This is a genomic window from Halioxenophilus aromaticivorans (genome assembly GCF_042850945.1).
Lineage (GTDB): Bacteria > Pseudomonadota > Gammaproteobacteria > Pseudomonadales > Cellvibrionaceae > Halioxenophilus > Halioxenophilus aromaticivorans.
In genome coordinates, this window is the sequence record NZ_AP031496.1 from 2,621,074 (window position 1) to 2,642,583 (window position 21,510).

Below are 21,510 nucleotides of genomic sequence, written 5' to 3' on the forward strand. Positions count from 1 at the left end.
ATTAATGTGCTTCCCAAGTGCGCTTCAATACGTACTCTTCTTGGCCAAAGGTTTCTATGGCATTTGCTCTTGCGAGTCTTACTTGTTTCACCGCCTCGGTAGGAGGCAGGCCAGCTTCAACTAAAATACGCGCCGCAAAAAGGCCTGTGCGTCCTAAACCGCCACGGCAGTGTATAACAATTAACTTGCCTTGGTTGAGTAATTTGCGAATTTGGGGGCGGTTTTGAAGCCATTTGGCGTCGAAATCTTTCGACGGCGTAGACATATCTTCAATGGGCAGGTGCAGCCATTCCATGGCTGAATCGGCCATCATCGCCGGTAAATGCTCTGCGCCAAGCAATGCAAACTCATGTGTTTCCATTAGCGATATAAGCACCGCAGTGCCTTTAGCTTCTAGCAGGGCTAAGTCCTGCTTAAGATCCCGGTTCCATAGTCCACCATAAAGCCCTTGGGATCGCTTGCCGGGGCAAAAAGTTAGGCCCAGTTTGCCCGGGCAGCCGGGGATCTCGAGGGTATCCACTCTTAGTGGGTGGCTACTGCTGGTGCGAATCTCTGATTGATCCGATAAAGAGGCAAGCTTTGCTCTTAGGTGTTCCAGGGGCGTCCAGGCTTGGCGCTGCGTGCAATAAAAGCCCCAAAATTGCCAGCCATTACTGGATACCAAGCCCTTGGGATCGGTCAGTACGGCCGCCATGGCGCTGTCCGGCGTTGAGAATTGTTGGTTGCCAATGGTTATTTTACCGTTGCCGGTTAACAGGCCGTGATGAGGCGAGTCCTTTGCGAGAGAGCGTATCTCTAGCGGTATCGCGATTAGCCCACTGTTGGCGATATCTTGCAGGGTTATTTGCATACTATTTTTTGTGGTGCGTAATTTTATGATTGACTAAGTGTTATAGAGCCACTAAGGTAGTGGCATTGAGACATTAAGTCAATAGGGCGGGGCCGTTCGATGAGCGAATTCACTTCCGAAAAAGCCTTTCTTGAGGCATACAGTATCCATGAATACGACGTGCCATTATTGACCGTTGATATGGCGATATTCTCGGTGCTTGAAGACCAACTTCAAGTGTTACTCGTTAAACGAGCGCAACACCCGTCACTGGGTAAATGGGCCTTGCCAGGTGGGTTTGTGGATACCAAGCGAGATAAATCCTTGGTTGAAACCGCAAAACGCAAACTCAGGGCAAAAACGGGTGTGGCAACACCCTATGTAGAGCAGGTAGAAACCTTTGGCGGGCCAGAGCGGGACCCAAGAGGCTGGTCGGTGACGGTAGCCTATATGGCGCTAATACCCGCTGAGGGGGTAGAGCTGGTGCCCGATGATGCATCCTCTGAGGTGATCTGGGTGCCGGTGAAAGAAATGGGCAGCGAGTATTTATTGGCTTTTGATCACCAATCGATTTTTGAGGTTTGCCTGGAGCGGCTGAAAAATAAAGTCCAATACTCGTCGTTGCCGGTAAATTTACTGCCCAAGGCGTTTACCCTTACAGAGCTACAACGAACATTCGAAATAGTGTTAGGCCAGACGGTAGAGAAAAAATCTTTCAGACGACGCATATTGGATGCAGGCATATTAGAAGAAACGGGAGCGATGAAAACCGGCAGTAGTCGACCAGCAAAACTCTACCGGGTGCGGCCCGAGGGGCAGGCGTACTTTTTTCCGAGAACAATAGAGGGTAAGAGGTAAAGCAAATAATGAGCAAGATATTAAAGGTGGGTATTGATATTCACGGTGTTATTGACACCTACCCAGAGAAATTCAAAATTTTGTCAAATGCGCTGGTGGCCCACGGCTCAGAAGTGCATATTGTGACTGGCAGTAAGCGAAGCCCAAAAATTGATGAGGTGCTGCAACAGGCTGGTATAGCGTTTACCCACTATTTTTCGATTGTAGAGCACCTAGAAGCGAGTGGGGAGGTTGTTTGGCAAGGTGATCAACCATTTGCGGACCAGAATAAATGGAACCGGGCTAAGCGTGATTACTGCCATAACACTGGCATCGACCTAATGTTTGATGACTCGCCTGTATATCGCGAAACCTTTCATGACACTGCCGCCACCTACCTGCACGTTATTAACTAAGGTTAGGGGTGTAACTTTAGCAATAAGCATTACAATTGGCTTTAACTTTGTCAGCCCTGGATGCGATTTTTATCCTGTCTGCGGGATTCAAGTTCTGCATACAGATATTCTGTAAAAAAGCCATGCATTAAAAACCGTTGAGCAAGATTCCAAGGGCCTACTAAATACAAGGGGTATTTGTTGTACGCCATTTCTGCGTACTGAGGGTTGTTTAGAATCTTGCCCAGGCGGATGGCGATGGACTGGTCTAGATTGAACCCATTAATAGCATCACGATATTCTTCTTTAGTCAGCAAAAAGCAAAATAGGCACATAAATAAGGCGTGTGCACTTTCAAAGTCCATTACTTGAGACCAGCGCTTTTTAACGTTAAATTCGTCCATGTCGACCGTTCGCCATCCCGACCAATCGATTTGTGATTCTTCTAATGTGTGCAGGTTGTTATCCCAATAGCCAAGCTCCTTAAATACTCGAAATAACTCTTGGTCGTGTTTTACAAAAGAATCCTCTCGCATATCTTTGATGGTTTTTGGGTAAAGCCTAAGGAGTGCCGGGGGAGTTTTACCCGAATTTAACGCTAAAAAATTAAGCAGGTTCGATTCCGTTGAATAGTGGCGCAAAATCAACATGTTGGCCTCGTAGCTTACAAAATATTTGCAAAACCAACAGATTAAGGCCTGTAACAGTTTGTGAGCGCTAAATTGTGGTAACGGTAGTCGTTTTAAAAACCAAGTGATATGCAATAGTGCTGCGAACAGCAGTTGCAGCAATGGTCTCACTGACCACCGAAAGGGGTTATCTAGGTCTGCCAGCCAAAGCTCGACGGCTTCTTTTTCAATGGGGAATGAATTGTCGTATTGCAGGGCCTCTAGATAGGCGCTTCTTTGCTTAGGCTTCATCGATTTCTTCCAGTTGTAAACAGTATAGACGTCCTACAACGATGGCTGTTTTTTCAATACGATCAGCGATAAGTTGGTCTGTGCAGGTTCGGTGGAGCATTTGATAGAAGCGTTGTAAATGTTGGTGGTCGTTTTCTGCGTGGTACCTTAAAAAGCGCGTGCAATTGAGTTCTCGCCCTAAAGCGGTATCAATTTGTTTAGCCCAACTGGTGGCCATTTTATCGCCAAGGCCTTCGATCATCCACATGGCTCCCAATAAATCTATAGGGTTTTCCAGGCTTGCCCGGTACATCAGAAAACCGTGCAGGGCGTCGGAGCCCGGGTTGCGCTCACCGCGCTGAATATCGCTAAGGCTGCCGCCACAGGCAACATAGTCTTTTTCCAGCAGTTCATAATCTTTATGTTCGTCGTTGGCGTGGCCAATTACGATGGATCGTACGTCCGCGTAATCTCTGGTAAAGCTCGAGGCGCAGCGGGTAATCCAGCGGCTGCCCTCGATAACCTGTTGGCGCAGGTGCAGCAGTAAACTTTGATAGTCCTCAAGGGAGAAGGCAGCAGTTTCTAAGCGTTTGATGAGTTCGATTCGATTCAGGCGGCGCTCAAAATCAAACCATACACGCATAAGGCCTCGTAAACACGCCTGTGCGTGGGGGTTAAGCTGGGTTTGATCCATGGTTACGGCTCCACAACGGTTAATTTCATATAGGCGGTGTTAAAACGGCCGCTCTCCGGCACCATACAGATGATTTGTTGCCCCGCTTGGATTGATGCAGTTTGTAGGAATTCATCTAGCATAATAAATATCGATGCACAGCCTGTGTTGCCTCGGGTGTATAGGTTGGTGTACCACTTGTGTTCGGGAATGGCAGCACCCGCCTGGGATAACATCTCAAAGATCTTCCCCCGGAAATAATCCGACGAGTAATGGCACAGTACGTAATCGATTGTTTGAGGCTGAACGTAGTCGTCGGCGATTAATCGTAAAAAGCCATCCACTCCGATCTTTACGATATTGTCCAGTAGCCGCACATCTTGCCGTAGGAGCAGAGCGCCCTGGGACTCGGCCTCGGCATAGGTGGCGTAGTCCTGCCAAGTTTGACCGGTTGAGCTTGCGCCAACGCTCATACAGGTAGGAAATGCGTCGGCATGGGAAAAGCTTTTTATCCAGTCTATGCGTAACGATTGCTTGTGAGGTTTGGTCTCTACCAAACAAGAGCCTGCCCCGTCAGATAACATCCAACGCAAAAATTCAGCGTTAAAATCGGGTTTTTTAGCGTTTAACAGCGCTTCGTAGCGGCTGGCTTTAAATAACCTAGAGCAAAGCTCGCTAGCAATAACCAGTGAGTGAGCGTGTTCGCCGGTGCGCACAGAGTTATAGGCTGCTTTTAGCGCCATTAGGCTGCTGGAGCAAATTCCATGCGTGGTGTGTAGCTCCAGATCTTGCAGTTGCATCTCGGCCTGAACCAAACTGCCAAAACCAGGCAGAATGAGGTCTCCCTGGCTGGTGGCACAGCTCAGCATGGAGATTTTCTGCTTTGCTATGCCTCGTTTGTCTAGGCAATTTTGGCCAGCTAATGCTGCCATTTCACTGTTTTGGTGTGTGGTTTTGTGGCTGCTATCCAGCGCATAGTGGCGCGTTAGAATGCCATTGGAAGCTAAAATTTTATTTTTAAGTCTGCTGGCTTTGCCGTGCACCTTACCAAGAATATTTTCTATCTCTTCGTTATCAATAGGTGAGCCGGGAAGGAAACGGCCGGTGCTGGTGATGTAGGCGTTCATATAGGTAGTACTGCGTAGTTCATTTGGTTGTCTATATACCTGGTACTTGTTGCTATACGGGCGCCGAAAAATACTTCGCTTTAACGCAGCGTGCTAGTTCTTCAATGTACGGGAATACGCAAACCACGGCCATAAATATTAGGTAGTTGGGTAGAAATCTGGCACTCCCATGGGGTTCCTCAACCGGTACAAAGCTGAATTCACCCTGCCAGTTAAGCGTTACTAAATCAATAATGGTTTCCCAATTTATGACCGCTATCATAGAGAGCATGTAAAGGGGTAGCGTTGCCAAATAACTGTGCGCGTGCATTTCCCAAATACTTATGGTGCGTCTTGGTGCAGCATAGCGAACGTCCAAATGGGCAATGATTTCATGCAGGGCTAGGGCGGCGAGGCAGATTAAAAGAATTAATACGTTCACTTGAAACAGTAAACATAACAGTATGGGAATACCGATTTGAATTCCCATAATCGAGTGCATAATGGTTTCTATTATTCCAGACGTTGTCTCGATTTTAGTGGCTCGATGACAGCACCAGTCTATAAAGCCGGCAATGCCCCAAAGCGGGAGGAAAACATACATGAGGATGAGCGTTAAAACTTCGTTGGTTGCCATTGGTGGGTGATCCGGTGTATTGAGCCAGTGACTATAGGTCGTTAACATGGATTTGTAACCGCCTACTGGCAGATAATAGTGGAATAACCATGATAAATATTACCCCCTACAAAAGACCGTGTAATCCGCAAACTCGCAGTTTGTGTGGTTGGAGAGGGTAAATATAGCGTTGTGTCGTTGATTTTGGATTCATGGTTTTAAGGTTGTCTCTAATTTGGATAAGCGATATTGTAACTGCCCCCGGCCCATTTTTAATAACCTAGCAGCGGCGGAGATATTGCCGTTGGTACGTGCTAGGGCTTTGACGATTATGCTTTCCTCCAGTGCTTCTAGAGACAAATTTTGGTCCAGTAGGTGTTCAATTGTTTGATCTGGAAGGGCGGTCTGCTCGCTCACTGGAGAGGTTTGTAGGTGGCCGTTGCTATCTAAGGTAAAGGCGTTAGTCTCTACCATTTCCCCAGCATTGAATAGGTGATGCGTGTCTATTGTTTTACCTTCATCGGCTAAAATCACGGCCCTTTCCACCAGGTTTTCTAGCTCGCGCACATTGCCTGGCCAGTGGTAGTGCCATAATGCGTCCAGCGCTCTGCGTGTGATACCGGCTATTTTTTTGTCGGCCTTTTGGCAGTATCGGTCTAAAAACACATGGAACAGCAATGGTATGTCTTCGCGCCTATCTCTTAGTGCCGGGATTTCAATGGGATAGACGTTGAGACGATAAAATAGATCGGCTCTAAACTCGCCATCTTCCACGGCCCGCCGTAGATTGTTATTGGTGGCGGCCACTATGCGTACATCGACTGAGATTACATCAGCACCACCCACGCGTTCTATTTCACCCTCTTGTATTGCTCGCAGGAGCTTGCCCTGTGCGGCCAGTGGGAGGCTGCCGATTTCGTCTAAAAACAGTGTGCCTTTGTGCGCACGCTCAAACCTACCTGCACGTGTATTGGTGGCTCCGGTGAAGGCGCCTTTCTCAACACCAAACAATTCAGCCTCCACTAAATCGGTGGGTATTGCAGCGCAATTAACGGAAATGCATGGCCCGTCATGGCGTTTACTGATGTCATGCAGGGCTTTAGAAAAGCGTTCTTTACCGACGCCGCTTTCGCCTAACAGTAAGACGCTGGTATCTACCGGAGCCACTTTTTTCAGTAGATGAACTACATGATTAAATCGAACAGAAGCCCCCACCAGTTCGGTTAAAGGGGGTTTGTCTTTTAAGCTGGCAGTGTCCTTTGGCTTGCTTACTTTTTGTTTGGGCAGATCGACGAAGGCTTCACTTTGTAAAAATTGAGCCAGGTTTTCTTCATCGTCCCATTCCTCTAATGGTTTTCCAACTACTCGGCAGGCTTTGTGCCCCATGGCGCAGCACTCGATTTCTCGCCATAGCACCGGGCGCCCAAACATGGCGGTGGAAAAGCCACTGGCGTAGCCAGTCATCATCCAACAGATAGGCTCACTGCTTACACCGAAGTGGTTGTTGTGGGCTTCTGCTTCCCAGGAAGAGTGCCACTGGTAGTCACCTTGGAAAATGCCTTGGTCAAAATTAACCTGCATACCTGCAATGGGTTGGTGGTAGACATAGCCTTCCAGTTCTGCCAAGCGCATGGCAGAGCCGATTAGTAGGTCTGGATCATCGCCTACCAGCGATCGCAGTTTATGGTAATAATCAATACCGCGTTGATAGCCGGCCCGGGTCAACAACTGCTGTACCTCGTGTTCGCCAAACCTTTTGATCATCTCACTGCGAAACTCAGCCAGCGCCTTGCCCGGTATAAGCAGCATGCGCTGGTCAAATAACCGAATGTGGCCGGTATCAGGAGCAAATATAAGTTGTTCTGTTGCGAGTTTTTCTAGAACCTTTTGAATTTGAGATTCGTTCTCCATGGGAATGCCATTTTGTCTTTATTTTTATTATTGAACGGCCTAATCATCTAATGGCTACTGGCTGAAATCAATCACTAATTTCAGCCAAAGGTTGTTGGGTTTGCTGAAATCATACAAAACAGCCGGTGAAAATGCTGCAGGTTATAAAAAATCAAATAAAAACAGTGGTTTAGCGGTTTTATCTATTTTGGCCGATGGTTTGCTAAGGATCTATATAGAAACCTAGCTAAGAATATTGCTTTGAGCATTAACGGCGTTATGCATCAGTCGGCTTGCTGGAAAACCACCCGGAAAAGGGCAGGCTTATCCAGCCAGCATACGCCAGCCAATATTCTTTAAGCCGGTTTAAATAATAAAAATAAAGGAAGACTTCCATGAAAGAACTCAGCATTCAGGCTTGTGTCGCCAATGTTATTGAGCAGGCCCAGGGCGTGGTTAGCTTAGAGTTACACCGGCCGGATAATACGCCGTTACCACCGTTTTCTCCTGGCGCACACATTGATGTTCATCTACCTAATGGTTTGATTCGTCAGTACTCACTTTATAACAGTGATTATGATGGTGAGCGCTACAAAATTGCCGTGTTGTTAGAGCCGCAGGGGCGTGGTGGCTCTAAGGCTGTTCACGACATGATACGAGCCGGCGATACTGTTGAAATAAGCGGGCCTCGCAATCATTTTCCGTTGGTTGAAGCTGACCACAGCATTTTATTGGCTGGCGGCATTGGTATTACACCAATCTATTGCATGGCCCAGGCTTTGAGCCGAAAAGCGAAGAGTTTTGAGCTGCATTATTGTTGCCGTAGTGCTAGCAAGGCGGCCTTTGTAAACGACATTAAAGAATCGGATTTAACCGATTTTAGCCAGTTTTATTTTGACGATGATCAGACGGACCCTGTATTCGATATTGAATCCATTTTATTGCAAAGCCCAAACAACAGCCATTTGTACGTGTGTGGTCCGAAAGGTTATATAGATTATGTTATCAATGCAGCAACCAAGCTGGGTTGGCCAAAAGATCGTATCCATTTTGAATTTTTTTCCGCGCCTGGCCATGCCGCGACCGACGAAGGTAACGAATTTTATTTGCAGTTAGCTCGCAGCGAAAAACACTATTTTGTACCTAAAAATAAAACCGCCCTACAAGTGTTACTGGAAAATGGTCACGACATTCCAGTGTCCTGTGAGCAGGGTGTTTGTGGTTCCTGTGCTACAAAAGTATTGGCCGGTGAGCCCGAACACAATGATGTGTTTCTAACAGATTCCGAGCGCGCCTCAAATGCGGTATTCACTCCGTGTTGCTCGCGTTCACTGTCTCCTGAGCTGGTGCTCGATCTTTAAGTGGGTTCTCCACAGCATAAATCACGTTAATCATTTCAAAAACAATAAGGTACAACACTATGATTATGACCGATAAACCTGCCAAATATTTAATGAACACCTGGTATGCAGCCGCCTTATCGACTGATGTTAGCGATCAGTTGATGCATCGCCGCTTGCTGGACATTCCGGTGGTTCTGTATCGCAAAGAAGATGGTACTCCGGTCGCATTGCAGGACAAGTGTCCCCATCGATTCGCGCCTTTGAGTCTCGGCAAAAAAAAGGGCGACAATGTGGTATGCCCGTACCATGGTTTGGCATTTAATGGGGAAGGCCAGTGTGTTCATAATCCACACGGCAGGGGGCATATTCCTGCTAAAGCTCACGTGGTGTCTTATCCTTTAATGGAGAAATACGGATTTATTTGGATATGGATGGGGAATGAACCCGCCGACGAAAATCAGCTTCCGGATTACTCACAATTAGATGACGGCCATGCCAATGCTTTGGCGCACACGTATATGTTGCGGCCCTGCCATTATGAACTCATCACTGATAACGTTATGGATTTAAGCCACGTAGACCATTTGCATGGCGAGATTATTACTACTCGGGGCCAGTTATCTCCCCAGATGCCTCGTGTGGTGGAAGATAACGGCGAGATCTCCGTGCGCTGGGAGTGGCATCAAACACCGGCGATGATGATTTTTAATGATTTTTTACCACGGCCAAATGAGGAAGCCGCTCAATTTGTGGTGGTTACTTGGTCCAAACCTTCTCACATTCAGCTTACCATTGGCGCTACGCAAGACCACACGTCGAATGAACCCTTGTGTTATGAAAACACTATTAGCCAGTACGATTTACACACTTGCACACCTGAAACAGAAAATAGTAGCCATTATTTTTTCGCGACGAGGCGCAACCACAATGTCGAGGATGGCGAGTTTAATAAACTAAAAATTGCCGGTATGCACGGCGCATTTGAAGATGAAGATGGTCCAATTTTGGATCGCGTACAAGAAATGATGCCAAATAATGATTTTCTGAGTTTGGATCCGGTGCTTATTAGCAGCGATGCAGGGCCAATCCGAGTGCGTCGCGTGTTAAAAGCACTGATTGAATCTGAGCAAACGAAACAGAATGAGGCCGTAGCCTAAGCCCAGTGTTGCCAGAGATGTATGTTTCTGGCAACGGGAGCATGCCAAATACTGCTCAGTAAAAAGACGCAGACGCCATGGAAAAGGTTCTCAGAGGGTTGTGGCGTCTGTTGTTGAAATTCAAACCGCTGGGCGTTGGAATTAATTTGCTTACACAGGGTAATGCTCGGCTTGGCATTACCAGGTTTCCACCGGCGGGGGAGGTTTGCGGTCTTGGCCATACAAGTTAGTGATTGGTTCAAAATAAGCGATTTGTACGGATTTATATTGGATTAATATTGCTGTTATGTTGAATAGAATCGAATTTTTTAGTGCCGTTAGCGCTGATTGTTGGCAGTGTTGCTCTTAACGTATAGTATGGCTTGGTTTGATTACATCCATCGCCGCTTAATGGGTAATTTGTCCGCATAGGTGGCGGTTGTAGTGCCCGATTGATTGCTTGGTTATCGCCGGTATTCAATCCTGACAACTCTAACTATAAAGCGGCGCGGTTGTACTGACGCCGGGGAGAAGCCAAGCGATGTACGGCATAGTCGATATTCAGCAACCTGTGCAACCGTTACCTCAAGCGGGTCAAATGCGCAGTGCTAATTTGTCTTCCTTTTCACCTTACATAGCTTCGTTGGGTGGTAATCCCCAAGGTTTACTCGATAAGTTCGGCATACAGAGAGATGGCCTCGAGAGTCAAGATTTATTGGTCGATTGCCAGCCTTTTGTGGAACTGTTTGAGTACTGCGCTGAGAGATTCAATCAGCCGTTGTTTGGTGTCAGCCTAGCAGAGAGACAAACGGTGGAGGTCTATGGCGCGGTGGCTGCATACTGTCGTTCTGCACCGGATGTAAAGCACGCACTGAAAGGACTGGTTAACTACCTGCCGACGGTACATTCCTACGAGAGCCAGCTAGAGTTAGTAGAGTGTGGCGGTATTGCTGAATTACGCTGGTGCGAAAAGTCACCCATGGGCGAGAATTCTCAGAGTGGTTTGCAAGGTCTTATGCTTAACTTAAAGTTGTTAAAAGAGCTTGCTGGAGATGCCTTTAAACCCAGCTATATCAACTTGCCACACGTTCCGTACCATCGTTGTGTAGAGCCTCTACGCCAACATTTGGGGTGTTCTGTTCGATTAAGTCACGATAGAGCCTGCATCGGTTTTGCAACACGTTGGTTAACACAACCCGTCGCTTCTCGCAATCAGACAGTGTACAAGGTGCTCGGTGGTTATTTTGCGTCGCTGCAGTCACTGCAGCAGCCCAATTTGGTATCCGATGTAACCCATTTTATTAAAACTAATATGGAAAAGGGCGAAGCGAGCATCGAGTGCTGCGCTGAACGGCTGGGTGTTTCAAGCCGAACACTGCAAATGCGATTAGCCGAACAGGGACGATGCTTTTCCTCAATGTTGGATCAACAGCGCCAGACCTTGGCTCAATTGGCTTTAAAGAACGGCAATATCTCCATTGCCGAAGTGGCGGATTCTTTGGGTTACGCCGAACGAACCAGTTTTGGCCGCGCCTTTAAGCGCTGGACTGGCGTAACACCTCAAATGTATCGCAAACAATTTATCTAAGGCTGCAAACCTAAGGCTGCAAACCTAAGGCGCGTTGCGCCAAATGCCACGTCCATTCATCAATAGCCTACCCACATTGGCCACGATTACTGAATACTCTCGCTATTAAAACGCCGGCGGCAGTCCAGATTTTTATCTGACGCGCGGTCGGATGGGAATCAAATGCACTTGGGCCAAGAGTATGAGCAAAATAGTTTTAGATTGTAGTGATTTAGATCGTCACATGGGTGTTCCCATTCAGCCAGCGCGCATGCGCGAGCCATTTTCAGGTAACGATATTCGTCGTTGGGCACAGGCCATGCATTACCCTAACAGACTACACTACGATTCCGATTACGCCGCAGGTAGTCGTTTTGGCGGTTTGTTAGCTCCGCAGTCCTTTTGCGTGGCCATGGATGATGCTCATGGTACTGGACCTTCCTGCGTCGGGCTAATTCCAAATTCGCATTTAATTTTTGGTGGCGACGAATGGTGGTTTTACGGCCAGAAAGTATTCCCCGGCGATATGCTGCATAACCACAGGGTAGCTTTAGATTACGCGGTAAAAGAAACTAAGTTTGCCGGCCCTACCTGCTTTCAGCGAGGCGACAACTACTATTACAACCAAGACGGCGACTTAATTGCCAAACAACGCTCTACGGCCATCCGTTATAACCCGGATGCTGCTCGGGAAATGGGCTCCATGGGCCCATCGGAAGATCCTGAGTGGAGCGATGAGCAAATCGTTGATTTAGAGAATAAAAAATACGATTGGATCAAAATGTTACACGATTTGGGCCACGGCAAACGCTGGTGGGACGATATTAATGTAGGCGATGTTTTGCCCACTCGTATTATTGGCCCTCACAGTATTGCCAGTTTTACTACCGAGTGGCGCTCCTATCTGTTTACCTTGTGGTGTGGTGTTAAAAGAAGAACCGATCTCGATATGGAAGCGTTGGGCTTCACCGATGAAATGGCGGGTAAAGAGCAAGATCCCGTGTTGGAGCTGGATAACCCAGAACAAACCGATGGCGCGTATATTGGTCCGTCCCGCGGCCATCTGTTCCCTCGCTGGGCTCGGCATGTGGGTATGCCCAGGGCTTACGGGTATGGTGCCTCCATGGGGGCATGGATTTTAGATTACTTCAGCGGTTGGGCTGGCGAATGGGGCGAGATTGTGCACAGTAATTGCTCCTACAGAGCGCCGTCACTGGCCGGCGATATATCGATTATGGATGCCACAGTAACTGAGAAATCCATTAATGAGGAGGGGCAGCATTTGGTCCACGTTGATTTTAAAATGGTAAACCAGGATGGCGTAGTCTCTGCCACCGCAAAAGCTGAAATCTGTCTGCCGAAAAAATAATAAGTAAAGATACCCGGTCTCTTGGTGAATGACGTAGGCATTGAAATCTGTCATGGCTTACCGAGCTGGGTGTCTCTTCACATCTTATTTTTAACGGCCAATTAACGCCTTAAAAATACGTGTTGCAAGCCCGATTAGACTCCTTCAATACTCTTTAACGCTTGAAAGTCTATTGCACGGGCCTGCGCATGGCGATCATAAAAAATAAATTCGGTTGTATTAAAAAACATACTCTGAAGGTGGTGCATGAACGAGAGAGCCGATTTTACGGGCCAGGTGGCCATTGTCACGGGAGCCGGTAGGGGTTTAGGTAAATCCTACGCTATTTTGTTAGCCAGTAGGGGCGCTAAAGTTGTTGTCAACGATATTGGCTCAACCATGCGTGGTGATAACGGTGGTGAAAATCCGGCACAGGAAGTCGTTGACGAAATTACCAATGCTGGCGGCGAAGCGGTGGCATCCACAGATAGCGTTGCTACCATGTCAGGGGCACAGGCGATTGTTAACACCGCAATAAGCCGATACGGCAAAGTGGATATTTTAATTAATAACGCTGGTAATGTCCGTTATGGCTCTATAGTAGATTTATCGTTGGAAGATTTTAATTCAGTATTGGATGTGCATCTAAAGGGTGCCTTTCACATGGTGAAATCCGTCTTCCCGACGATGATAGACTCAGCCTACGGCCGAATTATACTCACCGCGTCCATCAGTGGACTATACGGTCTCGCTACCTCGGTGAATTACGGTGTCGCTAAGGCGGGAATGATTGGCCTTAATAATGTCGTCGCGTTAGAGGGAGCCGAGCACAATATTAAGAGTAATATCATTCTCCCGGGTGCGGTGACCCGTATGTCGGAAGGCATCGATACTTCTCAGTTTCCCCCTATGCCGCCAGAACTGGTGGCCCCAGTGGTGGGCTATTTAGCGCACCAAGAATGTGCCATCTCAGGTGAATTGCTGGTTTCCATGGCCGGCCGAGTGGCGCGCGCCATGATCGCCGAAACCCAAGGGGTATTTCAGAAAGATTGGACCATAGAACAGGTGGCTCAACGACTAGGGGATATCCGGAATACTGAAGATCTGTGGCTGCTGGCTCCCTGTGAAGATGGCTTCAATCAGCACATGATTAAAAGTTTTGCCATGGTTAGTTCAAACTCAGAATAAAATAAAAGGAACGATGCTATGAGTGACCCGCAAAAGCAAATGATGCAGGTGATCGATAAAGACGCTATTAAAGACTGCCTTTTCCGTTTAGCTCGTGGCGAAGACCGCCGTGATGCCGAACTCATCACAAGCGCTTATTGGCCAGATTCGGTAACCGACTACGGTGTTTTTAAAGGCAATTTTGAGGAATATCTCGCTTGGGTTGTGCCTGGTGCTGAAGCCATTTTGCTAACGCAACACACGTTAGGCCAGTCTTACATTCAGTTGCAGGGCTCCAGTGCTAGAGTTGAAACCTGTGTTACTTCTTATCACCGGGTCAACATGGGGGATAGGGAAGCAGATACTGTCATCGGTGGGCGTTATTTGGATGAGTTAGAGAAGCGCGATGGAGAGTGGCGAATAAAAAGCCGAACTATGCTCTATGACTGGTTTCAAGACTTTGGAGATTCCGCAGACTTTAGCCAAGGCGTGATGGGGATTCCGTTTAGCGGGTCCCATTTTGTGGGTGGAATTCAAGACGATTTCAGCGCGACTTTTTTTAAGTAGCCTGTCTGGGCAAGTGGCACCTCTGGTCAGTAGCATTTCGTTCTAGCGATATGGCTGTAAATTTCTGGCCCTGGCGTTATTAAACTACAAAGGAGAAGCAAACAGTGCTTTTAAAAGGTAAAGTCGCCGTGGTTACAGGCGCTAGCCGAGGAATCGGAAAGGGTATCGCATTGGCACTGGGAGAACAGGGTGCAACGGTCTATGTAACGGGCCGAACGGTAAACGACGGTGACCACGAATTACCCGGCACGGTTTCGCAAACCGCCCAACAGATAAACGAGCTAGGCGGTATTGGAGTTGCAGTTGCGGTAGACCACGCCAATGACGAGCAAGTGGCTGAATTGTTTGCACAGGTGGAGCGCGAGCAGGGTTATCTGGATTTGCTGGTTAATAATGCCTTTGCCTTACCGGATGACCTCACCGACCCGGCGCCGTTTTGGCAAAAGCCACTGTCTAATTGGCAGATGGTGGATGTGGGCGTACGTTCAAATTATGTCGCTGCTTGGCACGCTGCCAAGTTGATGACCAAACGCAATACCGGTTTGATAGTTGCGATATCGGGTTACACCGGAGTCGCCTATACCTACGGTGTGGTTTTTGGTACCAGTAAATCCGCTGTGGACCGCATGGCCAGAGATATGGCCATAGAGCTAAAGCCTCACAAGGTTGCATCTATATCGTTGTGGCAGGGATTAACCTGGACGGAGAGGGCAGAACGTAACCTCGCCAATATTCCTGGTTTAAAGGGTGCTGCTGCCACTCGGCCAGAAGATGGCTGTAGTCCGCAGTTTCCGGGTAGAGTTATCGCCGCTGTGCTAAATGACGACACAAGGATGCGACATTCCGGAGGTACGTTCATCACCGCGGAGATGGCCGACATGTACGGTATTAAAGATATCGATGGAAGAACGATTCCTTCTTTGCGAGAAGCTCGTGGCGCACCCATCTGGGCGCCGATTGATTAGTTTCAATTGGTTGAAAAGGTGCCGGTACCAAAGCTGCTAAAAATAAAAATGGCCTAAAATCATAGTGCTTATAAAGTGCTGTGCTGTAGTGGCGTTTACAACGATTGAAATACAATAACTGGGGTCAGTGATGCAACAAAGTAATGGTAGCCAATTAAGTGAACAGGAGTTGGTAGGGTTGAAGGCATTGGTGTTGCGCAATACTTTGTACGATTGCCAGCTGCGTTTTACTCGAGGTATGGACCGGTTCGATGAAGACCTATTTCTGTCTGCCTTTCACTCGGATGCCGTTATTTCAGCCGGTCCATTTGTGGGTAGTCCGCAAGAGCTTTACTCGTGGGCTAAGGATCTCCATGAGCAAGGCCAAAAGGCGACTCAACATTGCCTGTTGAATTTCAATGTTGACGCGCAAGGCGATGCAGCGCACACAGAAACCTACTACCAATTTGTTGCTAGGAATAAAGACGACTCTAACTGGATAGCTGGCGGGCGCTACATAGACAAATTCACGCGCATTGACGGACAGTGGCGGATAAGTACTCGGCAAAACATTATTGAATGGTCTGGGTTGTTGCCCAGTTTAGATATCCCATTTGGTGACCTGCCTGATGTCAATGATAACGGCCTAGCAATGCGTGATAAAACGGATATTTCTTACTTGCGCCCGCTGATCAATCGTCGTCAGCATCAAATACCCAGCGACTAACCATCATTTTTGTGTGTGGGTCGCCCTGGGTTGAAAGTATTTTAGAGATTGAATCTATTTCTCGTGCTGGCGTTAGCCTTAAAATCGCCGAAGTAATAACCAAAGAAATAACTAAAAAAACAACTAAAAAAACAATTAGGGAAACACTATGCCCACACAACACACAGTAAAAACCACCTTGGGTTCTGCCAGTGCCTACCTTGCATTGGGCCTTATTTCTTTACCGTTGGCCAATACCGCGTCAGCCCAAAATGAAAAGGCGTATCTGGAAGAGGTTGTAGTTACTGCCCAGCGCCGTGAAGAAAAGTCACTGGACGTTCCTATTAGCATCACCAGTATTGGCTCAGAGTCGCTTGCCAAAGGGGATGTTCAGCAATTAAGCGATATTATGAAACTAACGCCAGGGTTGCGGTTCGACAACCAAGGCGCACTGGCGCAGCCCACCATTCGTGGCGTGGGCACCGCTGTTGCTGTTTCTGGAGGCGGTTCTAATGTGGGTATTTATACCGACGGATACTATTCGCCTAATCCATTCTTTGCCGACTCTGATTTTCTAAAACCAGAGAGTGTCCAGGTGTTGAAGGGGCCGCAAGGTACGCTCTTTGGACGAAATTCCACCGGCGGCGCTATTTTAGTAACAACTCCATCGCCTAGCCAAGATCTCACCGGTGAGCTTTCGTTTGCTTATAGTAGCTTTAATACGCAGCAAGCAAAGGCTGAATTTTCTGGTGGAGTCACTGACACCCTGGCATTGGATGTGGCCTTGCAGCAACGCAGCAGCGACGGCTATTTGGATAACTACCTACTTGGTGCTAATGGGCTTGCAAAAGCTGCTGACGACGCCGGCAGTTACGATCGGCAGGCTTTGCGCTTGGGTGCCCAATGGCAATTAAATGATACAACGTCCATTTTGTTTCGCTATTCTCAAGCGGATATTGAAGATCGCACCTCAGTTGCGGCAAACAGCTATGAAGAAAATGGCAGGTTATTCGCCGCCGCAGCGGCCTACGGAGTGCCCTTAGCAACTGAGCCAACTCGGGTTTCTGTGGATTTTCAACCAGAGTTTTACGCCAAGAGTGATGTATTTCAGCTCACCGTGAAAACAGAGCTCCCGTTTGCTTCGTTCACTTCATACACGCAATTGAGGAAAGAGCGAACCGATAATTTTATGGATTTCGATTTCTCTGCTTCGCCGATTTTCCACTATCGCTATGATGTTGATGACGAAGTTTTCACGCAAGAATTTTTATTGTCGTCGACTACGGAAACCGTTTCATGGACGGCGGGTTTGTTTTTCTTTGAAAACGAAAGTACCTTTAAGAACAACCAAGCCTCTTTCGGTGGCGCAGCTTTCTTCCGCAACGGCGGTTCCAGTACTCTAACGCAATCAGTGGCTGCCTTCGCCGACGTTACCTTTACTCTGAGCGACGATTTATTTCTTACCGGCGGTCTGCGTTACGGTTATGACGAAATCTCCGATGCGTATCTAACCCTGGGCGTTGATGCCAGCGGTAATTTGATTCGGCAAAGTGTAGATGACGTTGATGACTCGAATCTAAGCCCGCGGTTGGTATTACGATATACGCCAAGCGAAAATAGCAGTGTGTTTTTGTCCTACACCCAGGGTTATAAGGCCGGCTTATTGAACGTTGGTGGTAATACGCTGGAGGGCATTAACGTCGAGCCGGAAAAAATCGCTGCCTACGAGCTGGGTTACAAGTGGCAAACTGGCCAGGTAACCGTAGATGCATCGACCTTCTATTATGATTATCAGGATTTACAGGTGGCCACCTTTGATGGACCAACCAGTATTATTGAAAATGCTGCGAATTCCACGGTTTATGGGCTTGATGGCCAGGTTCGGATAGCCTTTAGTCAACAGTTAAGTGTGTCAGTGGGTGGTACGTTTATCGCTGCCGAATACGAAGATTTTGATCGGTCTCAGGCATGGGTTCAGTGTTTGGACTTTGTTGCCTGTGGTGCAGCATTCGGTATGTTCTCGCCGCAATACGTATCAGCGGATGGCAACGAAATGCAGCGCTCGCCAGAATTCACCGCAAACTTGGGCGTTAATTATATTTTGCCTCTGGCGGAGGGCGAGATCGATTTATCTGCCACTGCTTACTATACATCTGACTTTTACTTTGACTCCTCGGAGAGCTATCAGCAAGATGCCTATGAGCTGATCAGTGCCAGAGCGGAGTGGCGTAATGCCCAGGATAACCTTTCCATTGCGCTATTTGCGGATAACCTAACCGATGCGGAGTATCGGACACAGGTGCTTCCTCAGCAACTTGGCGCATTGTCGATGTGGGGTGCTCCACGCAGTGTCGGCGCCGAATTAAGCGTGCGTTTTTAGTGACCGCCCCATAAAACCTGAGGAATTTAAGCTGCTCTTTAGAGTTGGTAAGAGGTACAAGGACGTATAACGATAGATGTGGAATAACAAATGTGGGACAGACAGAGGCTTGCTAGCGATGATTATCGCTGCCGAAGGCTAAACTCAGCCCTGGTTACAACAGGGCTGAACCTCACTTCTTAGTTGGTAACTGGCGTTACCATACGACAATACCCAACATGGATACGGGCTAGCTTGCCAGATTAATTTAACTCCTAAATCAACCTGCACCTAGACTAAAGTCGAAAGGCGCTCGTGACGAACATAATATGTTGGTCTTCTGCGCGGTTTTTTCAGTTTTGCCCCCTCCGTTTAAGAACCAATCTGCTAATCTAGAGTCTTTGAAGCTGGTTTGGTCCGTACAACGGGCCTGTGTCAGCCGTTGCTGACTCAGTCGCTAGTTTTCACCTAGAACCTACCAGTTGTCCAGTTGTCGATACTGTGCAACACGGCTAAATCGGCTAATTGTGTCGTGCGCAGTTATATTGGCTGACATTTTAGAATTTGGTGGCCATTTTCCTCGTTATGGTGCTAAATCACCGCGAGAGCGCCGGTATGGGTGAAAACTAACCAGCATAGTAGTTATTGAAGGTATGTTGTGGGGTGTAAAGCGCTGATGATTAAGCAGCCAACGCTAAACCAGTTAAGTTATTTTGTGGCAGTGGCCAAGTTAGAGAACTTCCGCGCCGCTGCCCTGGAGTTAGGGGTCAGCCAGCCGACCCTTACCGGCCAGATTGCCGCCCTGGAGAAATCCCTAGGTGTGGTTCTTTTTGAACGGTCTCGAAGCGGCACTCAGCTATCGCCCCAGGGACGCGCCCTGATAGAGCCGGCCGAGGCAGTTCTCAAAACCAACGTTCGTTTTATGGAGCAGGCCAGGGAGCTGTCTGACGATAGCCAAACAACCTATCGACTGGGCGTGCCACCCACCCTTGGGCCGTATCTATTGCCCTACGTATTACCCGAGTTGCACGAGCGCTATACCAAGCTCAAATTCTACGTGCGCGATGTTGCGCCGCGTCGTTTGGAGCAAGGTTTAATCAACGGTGAATTCGACCTAATTATCACGCCGCTCTCACAAGAGTCTTCCCAACTGGTTTCGGCGGATCTGTTTATTGAACCGTTGAAATTTGTAATGCCGTCAGATCACCCTTTGGCCGGAGCCAGCGCTATTGACCCGGAACAGCTCAGGGGCGAGAGCGTGCTTACCCTAGAAAGCACGCATCATTTCCATTATCAGGTGTTGGAGCTGTGCGACCGCATTGGCGCGCATATTCTGCGAGATTACGAAGGCACAAGCCTTGATACTCTGCGGCAAATGGTGGTTATGGGAATGGGGGTAGCCTTCCTGCCGGGCTTGTACATTCACTCAGAACTGCACAAGCCAGAGGCTTTGCATGTGTGTGAATTATCGCAAGCACCGATAGAGCGTCGCCACAGTTTGGTGTGGCGGAATACCGCATCGAACCGAGTGTTTTTTCGTCAATTATCCGAAAACCTGCGCGATATCATTGAGCGTAGGTTAGGACATGCAGTGAAAGTAATTCGTTAATTTAGGTTTGTCCGGCACTGTTTCTATTTAATTAAAATAACTTTATTTTAGCTATGCCGTTTAATCTTTGAGAGGGCGCCTGCTGGATACAACAGCAGTAATCTCGCCCCTATATTAATTCAAACTTTTTACGCCAGTTGCCAATGCGAAAGTAAATTACCGCAGTGATGCCGATAAGCATTGCCGACGCGGTGGTTGCCCACCATAGTCCAAAGTCCGCTAGCGGTGTGTAGTAAGACAACACCAAACTTAGTGGAATTTGGTAGATCCATACACTGGTCAACGATATAAACATCGCACCCAGTGTATCGCCGGCCCCCCGGAAGGCGCCATTGAACGCCATTTGAATCGATGTGAATGGCATGGAAACCGCGACAATTTGCAGTACTAATGTGGCGTACTGTTGCAATTTGGTATCGTTAGGTGCGAAAACCTCGGCAATTGGTTGGGCGTAGTAAAACACCGCGCTGCCCAGTGCCGCTAATTGGCAGAAATTAAATGCCGCGGTTTTAACGGCCATTTTGCCCACCCGGGAATTTTCACCCGCGCCGAGATGCCGGCCGACCAAAATAGAAATAGCCATGGAAACACCGACCCCGGGAATTAAACAAAAACTGAGCACCCTAAACACCACACCATAGGAGGCCAGGGTCACTACGCCATACTGGCTGGCGAGAGCGGTGACCACGGCGACGGTGACCGCGCCCATGGACTGCTCTATAGACGCCGGTAAACCCACGCGCAAAATTTGTTTTTGGCGGTTTAGATTTAACCGCAGTTGCGCGGCACCGATGTTGAATCCAAAGCGAGGTCGCAATAGCAGCCACACACCGGCTAACGCACTTAAGGCTTGCGTGATCACCGTTGCGTAGGCGGCGCCTTGCACGCCCAAAGCAGGAATCGGCCCAGCGCCAAAAATAAGAATTGGATCCAGCAGGGCATTAACAACAACACTGGGGATAATAATAAATAGCGGTGCTTTGGCTTCGCCCAGGCCACGTAAAATGGATTGATAGGTCAAATTCAAATACACAAACGCTGTGCCTAAAAGTGTCGTTCTAAAATACAACACAGAGCCCGTTTGAAGTTTCGCATCGGTTCCCAGCCAGTGCACAATGGTGGGCGCGAATAGCAAACCAAGTGCCGTTAGAGCAACGGCTAATAGCGTTAGCCCAGTGAGACTTTGCCCGGCTAGTAAATTGATTTCATAGTGATTACCGGCGCCATGGCGCTGTGCAATTAAAATGGACGTAGCCAGTGAAAGACCGCTAGCCACGGCGATTAACACCAGTTGAATAGGGAAGCTCAAGCTCACTACGGCCAGAGCCTCTGCACCCAATTTCCCTACCCAAAACGCATTTATGATGTGGTAGCTGGTTTGCACCATTATGCCGATGGCAATGGGAATGGCGAGCCACAGGAGCTGAATGATAAACGGTTTAGATTGGCTGGCGGCGGGGGCCGGAATTTGATGAAGCAATCGGGTTACTCATGAGCAAAAAAGCGGCATTCTAGCAAA

Annotated in this window: 19 protein-coding genes; 12 read left to right on the forward strand and 7 right to left on the reverse strand. The window is 48.2% G+C overall.

Translation table 11 applies throughout. The annotated features are described in order from the left end of the window. Nucleotide 1: 1 nt before the first annotated feature. The gene (locus tag ACGHM3_RS11490; protein ID WP_345428417.1) at nucleotides 2–880 is read right to left on the reverse strand and encodes a cyclin-dependent kinase inhibitor 3 family protein; all 879 of its coding nucleotides are present in this window, start codon (nucleotides 878–880) and stop codon (nucleotides 2–4) included. Between the two features lie 69 nt (nucleotides 881–949). Here ACGHM3_RS11490 and ACGHM3_RS11495 point away from each other — a divergent pair, with 69 nt between their 5' ends. Together ACGHM3_RS11495 and ACGHM3_RS11500 are read left to right on the forward strand one after the other, a co-directional pair. Then, nucleotides 950–1,687, forward strand: coding sequence for an NrtR DNA-binding winged helix domain-containing protein (locus tag ACGHM3_RS11495; RefSeq protein ID WP_345428075.1), 738 nt, complete (start codon nucleotides 950–952; stop codon nucleotides 1,685–1,687). Between the two features lie 8 nt (nucleotides 1,688–1,695). Then, nucleotides 1,696–2,082 (forward strand): hypothetical protein, encoded by a 387-nt coding sequence (locus ACGHM3_RS11500; RefSeq protein WP_345428078.1) that lies wholly within the window; start codon nucleotides 1,696–1,698, stop codon nucleotides 2,080–2,082. A 50-nt stretch (nucleotides 2,083–2,132) separates the two neighbouring features. Here ACGHM3_RS11500 and ACGHM3_RS11505 read toward each other — a convergent pair whose 3' ends face one another. From ACGHM3_RS11505 to ACGHM3_RS11525, 5 genes are all read right to left on the reverse strand, one after another. Continuing rightward, nucleotides 2,133–2,981 (reverse strand): DUF6999 family protein, encoded by an 849-nt coding sequence (locus ACGHM3_RS11505; protein ID WP_345428080.1) that lies wholly within the window; start codon nucleotides 2,979–2,981, stop codon nucleotides 2,133–2,135. Continuing rightward, entirely contained in the window at nucleotides 2,971–3,654 is a 684-nt protein-coding gene (locus tag ACGHM3_RS11510; protein ID WP_345428082.1) for an iron-containing redox enzyme family protein, read from the reverse strand. Before ACGHM3_RS11510 ends, ACGHM3_RS11505 begins: the two co-directional genes overlap by 11 nt. Before the next feature lie 2 nt (nucleotides 3,655–3,656). Next, entirely contained in the window at nucleotides 3,657–4,760 is a 1,104-nt protein-coding gene (locus tag ACGHM3_RS11515; protein WP_345428084.1) for a beta-ketoacyl-ACP synthase III, read from the reverse strand. A gap of 52 nt (nucleotides 4,761–4,812) precedes the next feature. Further along, nucleotides 4,813–5,424 carry a diguanylate cyclase gene (locus tag ACGHM3_RS11520; RefSeq protein WP_345428086.1) on the reverse strand — a complete coding sequence of 204 codons (612 nt, stop codon included), beginning with the start codon at nucleotides 5,422–5,424 and terminating at the stop codon, nucleotides 4,813–4,815. Between the two features lie 141 nt (nucleotides 5,425–5,565). Further along, nucleotides 5,566–7,266: a sigma 54-interacting transcriptional regulator gene (locus ACGHM3_RS11525; RefSeq protein WP_345428089.1), complete on the reverse strand. Its 1,701-nt coding sequence runs from the start codon at nucleotides 7,264–7,266 to the stop codon at nucleotides 5,566–5,568. Between the two features lie 374 nt (nucleotides 7,267–7,640). Between ACGHM3_RS11525 and ACGHM3_RS11530 the strand changes: the two genes are divergently transcribed. The 10 genes from ACGHM3_RS11530 to ACGHM3_RS11575 all read left to right on the forward strand — a co-directional run bounded on the left by ACGHM3_RS11530 (nucleotide 7,641) and on the right by ACGHM3_RS11575 (nucleotide 19,991). Then, nucleotides 7,641–8,606, forward strand: a complete 966-nt coding sequence (locus tag ACGHM3_RS11530; protein ID WP_345428093.1) for a PDR/VanB family oxidoreductase — start codon at nucleotides 7,641–7,643, stop codon at nucleotides 8,604–8,606. 59 nt (nucleotides 8,607–8,665) lie between these two features. Next, nucleotides 8,666–9,745: an aromatic ring-hydroxylating dioxygenase subunit alpha gene (locus ACGHM3_RS11535; RefSeq protein ID WP_345428095.1), complete on the forward strand. Its 1,080-nt coding sequence runs from the start codon at nucleotides 8,666–8,668 to the stop codon at nucleotides 9,743–9,745. 520 nt (nucleotides 9,746–10,265) lie between these two features. Further along, a complete protein-coding gene (locus tag ACGHM3_RS11540; RefSeq protein WP_345428096.1) occupies nucleotides 10,266–11,312 on the forward strand; it encodes an AraC family transcriptional regulator ligand-binding domain-containing protein in 1,047 nt (348 codons plus the stop codon). Nucleotides 11,313–11,493: 181 nt separating this feature from the next. Further along, nucleotides 11,494–12,660, forward strand: coding sequence for a MaoC family dehydratase N-terminal domain-containing protein (locus tag ACGHM3_RS11545; protein WP_345428099.1), 1,167 nt, complete (start codon nucleotides 11,494–11,496; stop codon nucleotides 12,658–12,660). A 246-nt stretch (nucleotides 12,661–12,906) separates the two neighbouring features. Next, the gene (locus ACGHM3_RS11550) at nucleotides 12,907–13,827 is read left to right on the forward strand and encodes an SDR family NAD(P)-dependent oxidoreductase (RefSeq protein WP_345428100.1); all 921 of its coding nucleotides are present in this window, start codon (nucleotides 12,907–12,909) and stop codon (nucleotides 13,825–13,827) included. Nucleotides 13,828–13,845: 18 nt separating this feature from the next. Continuing rightward, nucleotides 13,846–14,373 carry a nuclear transport factor 2 family protein gene (locus ACGHM3_RS11555; RefSeq protein WP_345428102.1) on the forward strand — a complete coding sequence of 176 codons (528 nt, stop codon included), beginning with the start codon at nucleotides 13,846–13,848 and terminating at the stop codon, nucleotides 14,371–14,373. 104 nt (nucleotides 14,374–14,477) lie between these two features. Further along, nucleotides 14,478–15,338, forward strand: coding sequence for an SDR family NAD(P)-dependent oxidoreductase (locus ACGHM3_RS11560; RefSeq protein WP_345428104.1), 861 nt, complete (start codon nucleotides 14,478–14,480; stop codon nucleotides 15,336–15,338). 130 nt (nucleotides 15,339–15,468) lie between these two features. Then, the gene (locus tag ACGHM3_RS11565) at nucleotides 15,469–16,044 is read left to right on the forward strand and encodes a nuclear transport factor 2 family protein (protein WP_345428106.1); all 576 of its coding nucleotides are present in this window, start codon (nucleotides 15,469–15,471) and stop codon (nucleotides 16,042–16,044) included. A gap of 148 nt (nucleotides 16,045–16,192) precedes the next feature. After that, nucleotides 16,193–18,403 (forward strand): TonB-dependent receptor domain-containing protein, encoded by a 2,211-nt coding sequence (locus tag ACGHM3_RS11570; protein ID WP_345428109.1) that lies wholly within the window; start codon nucleotides 16,193–16,195, stop codon nucleotides 18,401–18,403. 655 nt (nucleotides 18,404–19,058) lie between these two features. After that, nucleotides 19,059–19,991, forward strand: coding sequence for a hydrogen peroxide-inducible genes activator (locus ACGHM3_RS11575; RefSeq protein ID WP_345428111.1), 933 nt, complete (start codon nucleotides 19,059–19,061; stop codon nucleotides 19,989–19,991). Nucleotides 19,992–20,100: 109 nt separating this feature from the next. Here the strand turns inward: ACGHM3_RS11575 and ACGHM3_RS11580 are convergent, their stop codons facing one another. Next, complete coding sequence (locus ACGHM3_RS11580; protein ID WP_345428113.1) at nucleotides 20,101–21,471, reverse strand: MATE family efflux transporter; 1,371 nt, start codon at nucleotides 21,469–21,471, stop codon at nucleotides 20,101–20,103. Nucleotides 21,472–21,510 lie beyond the last annotated feature (39 nt).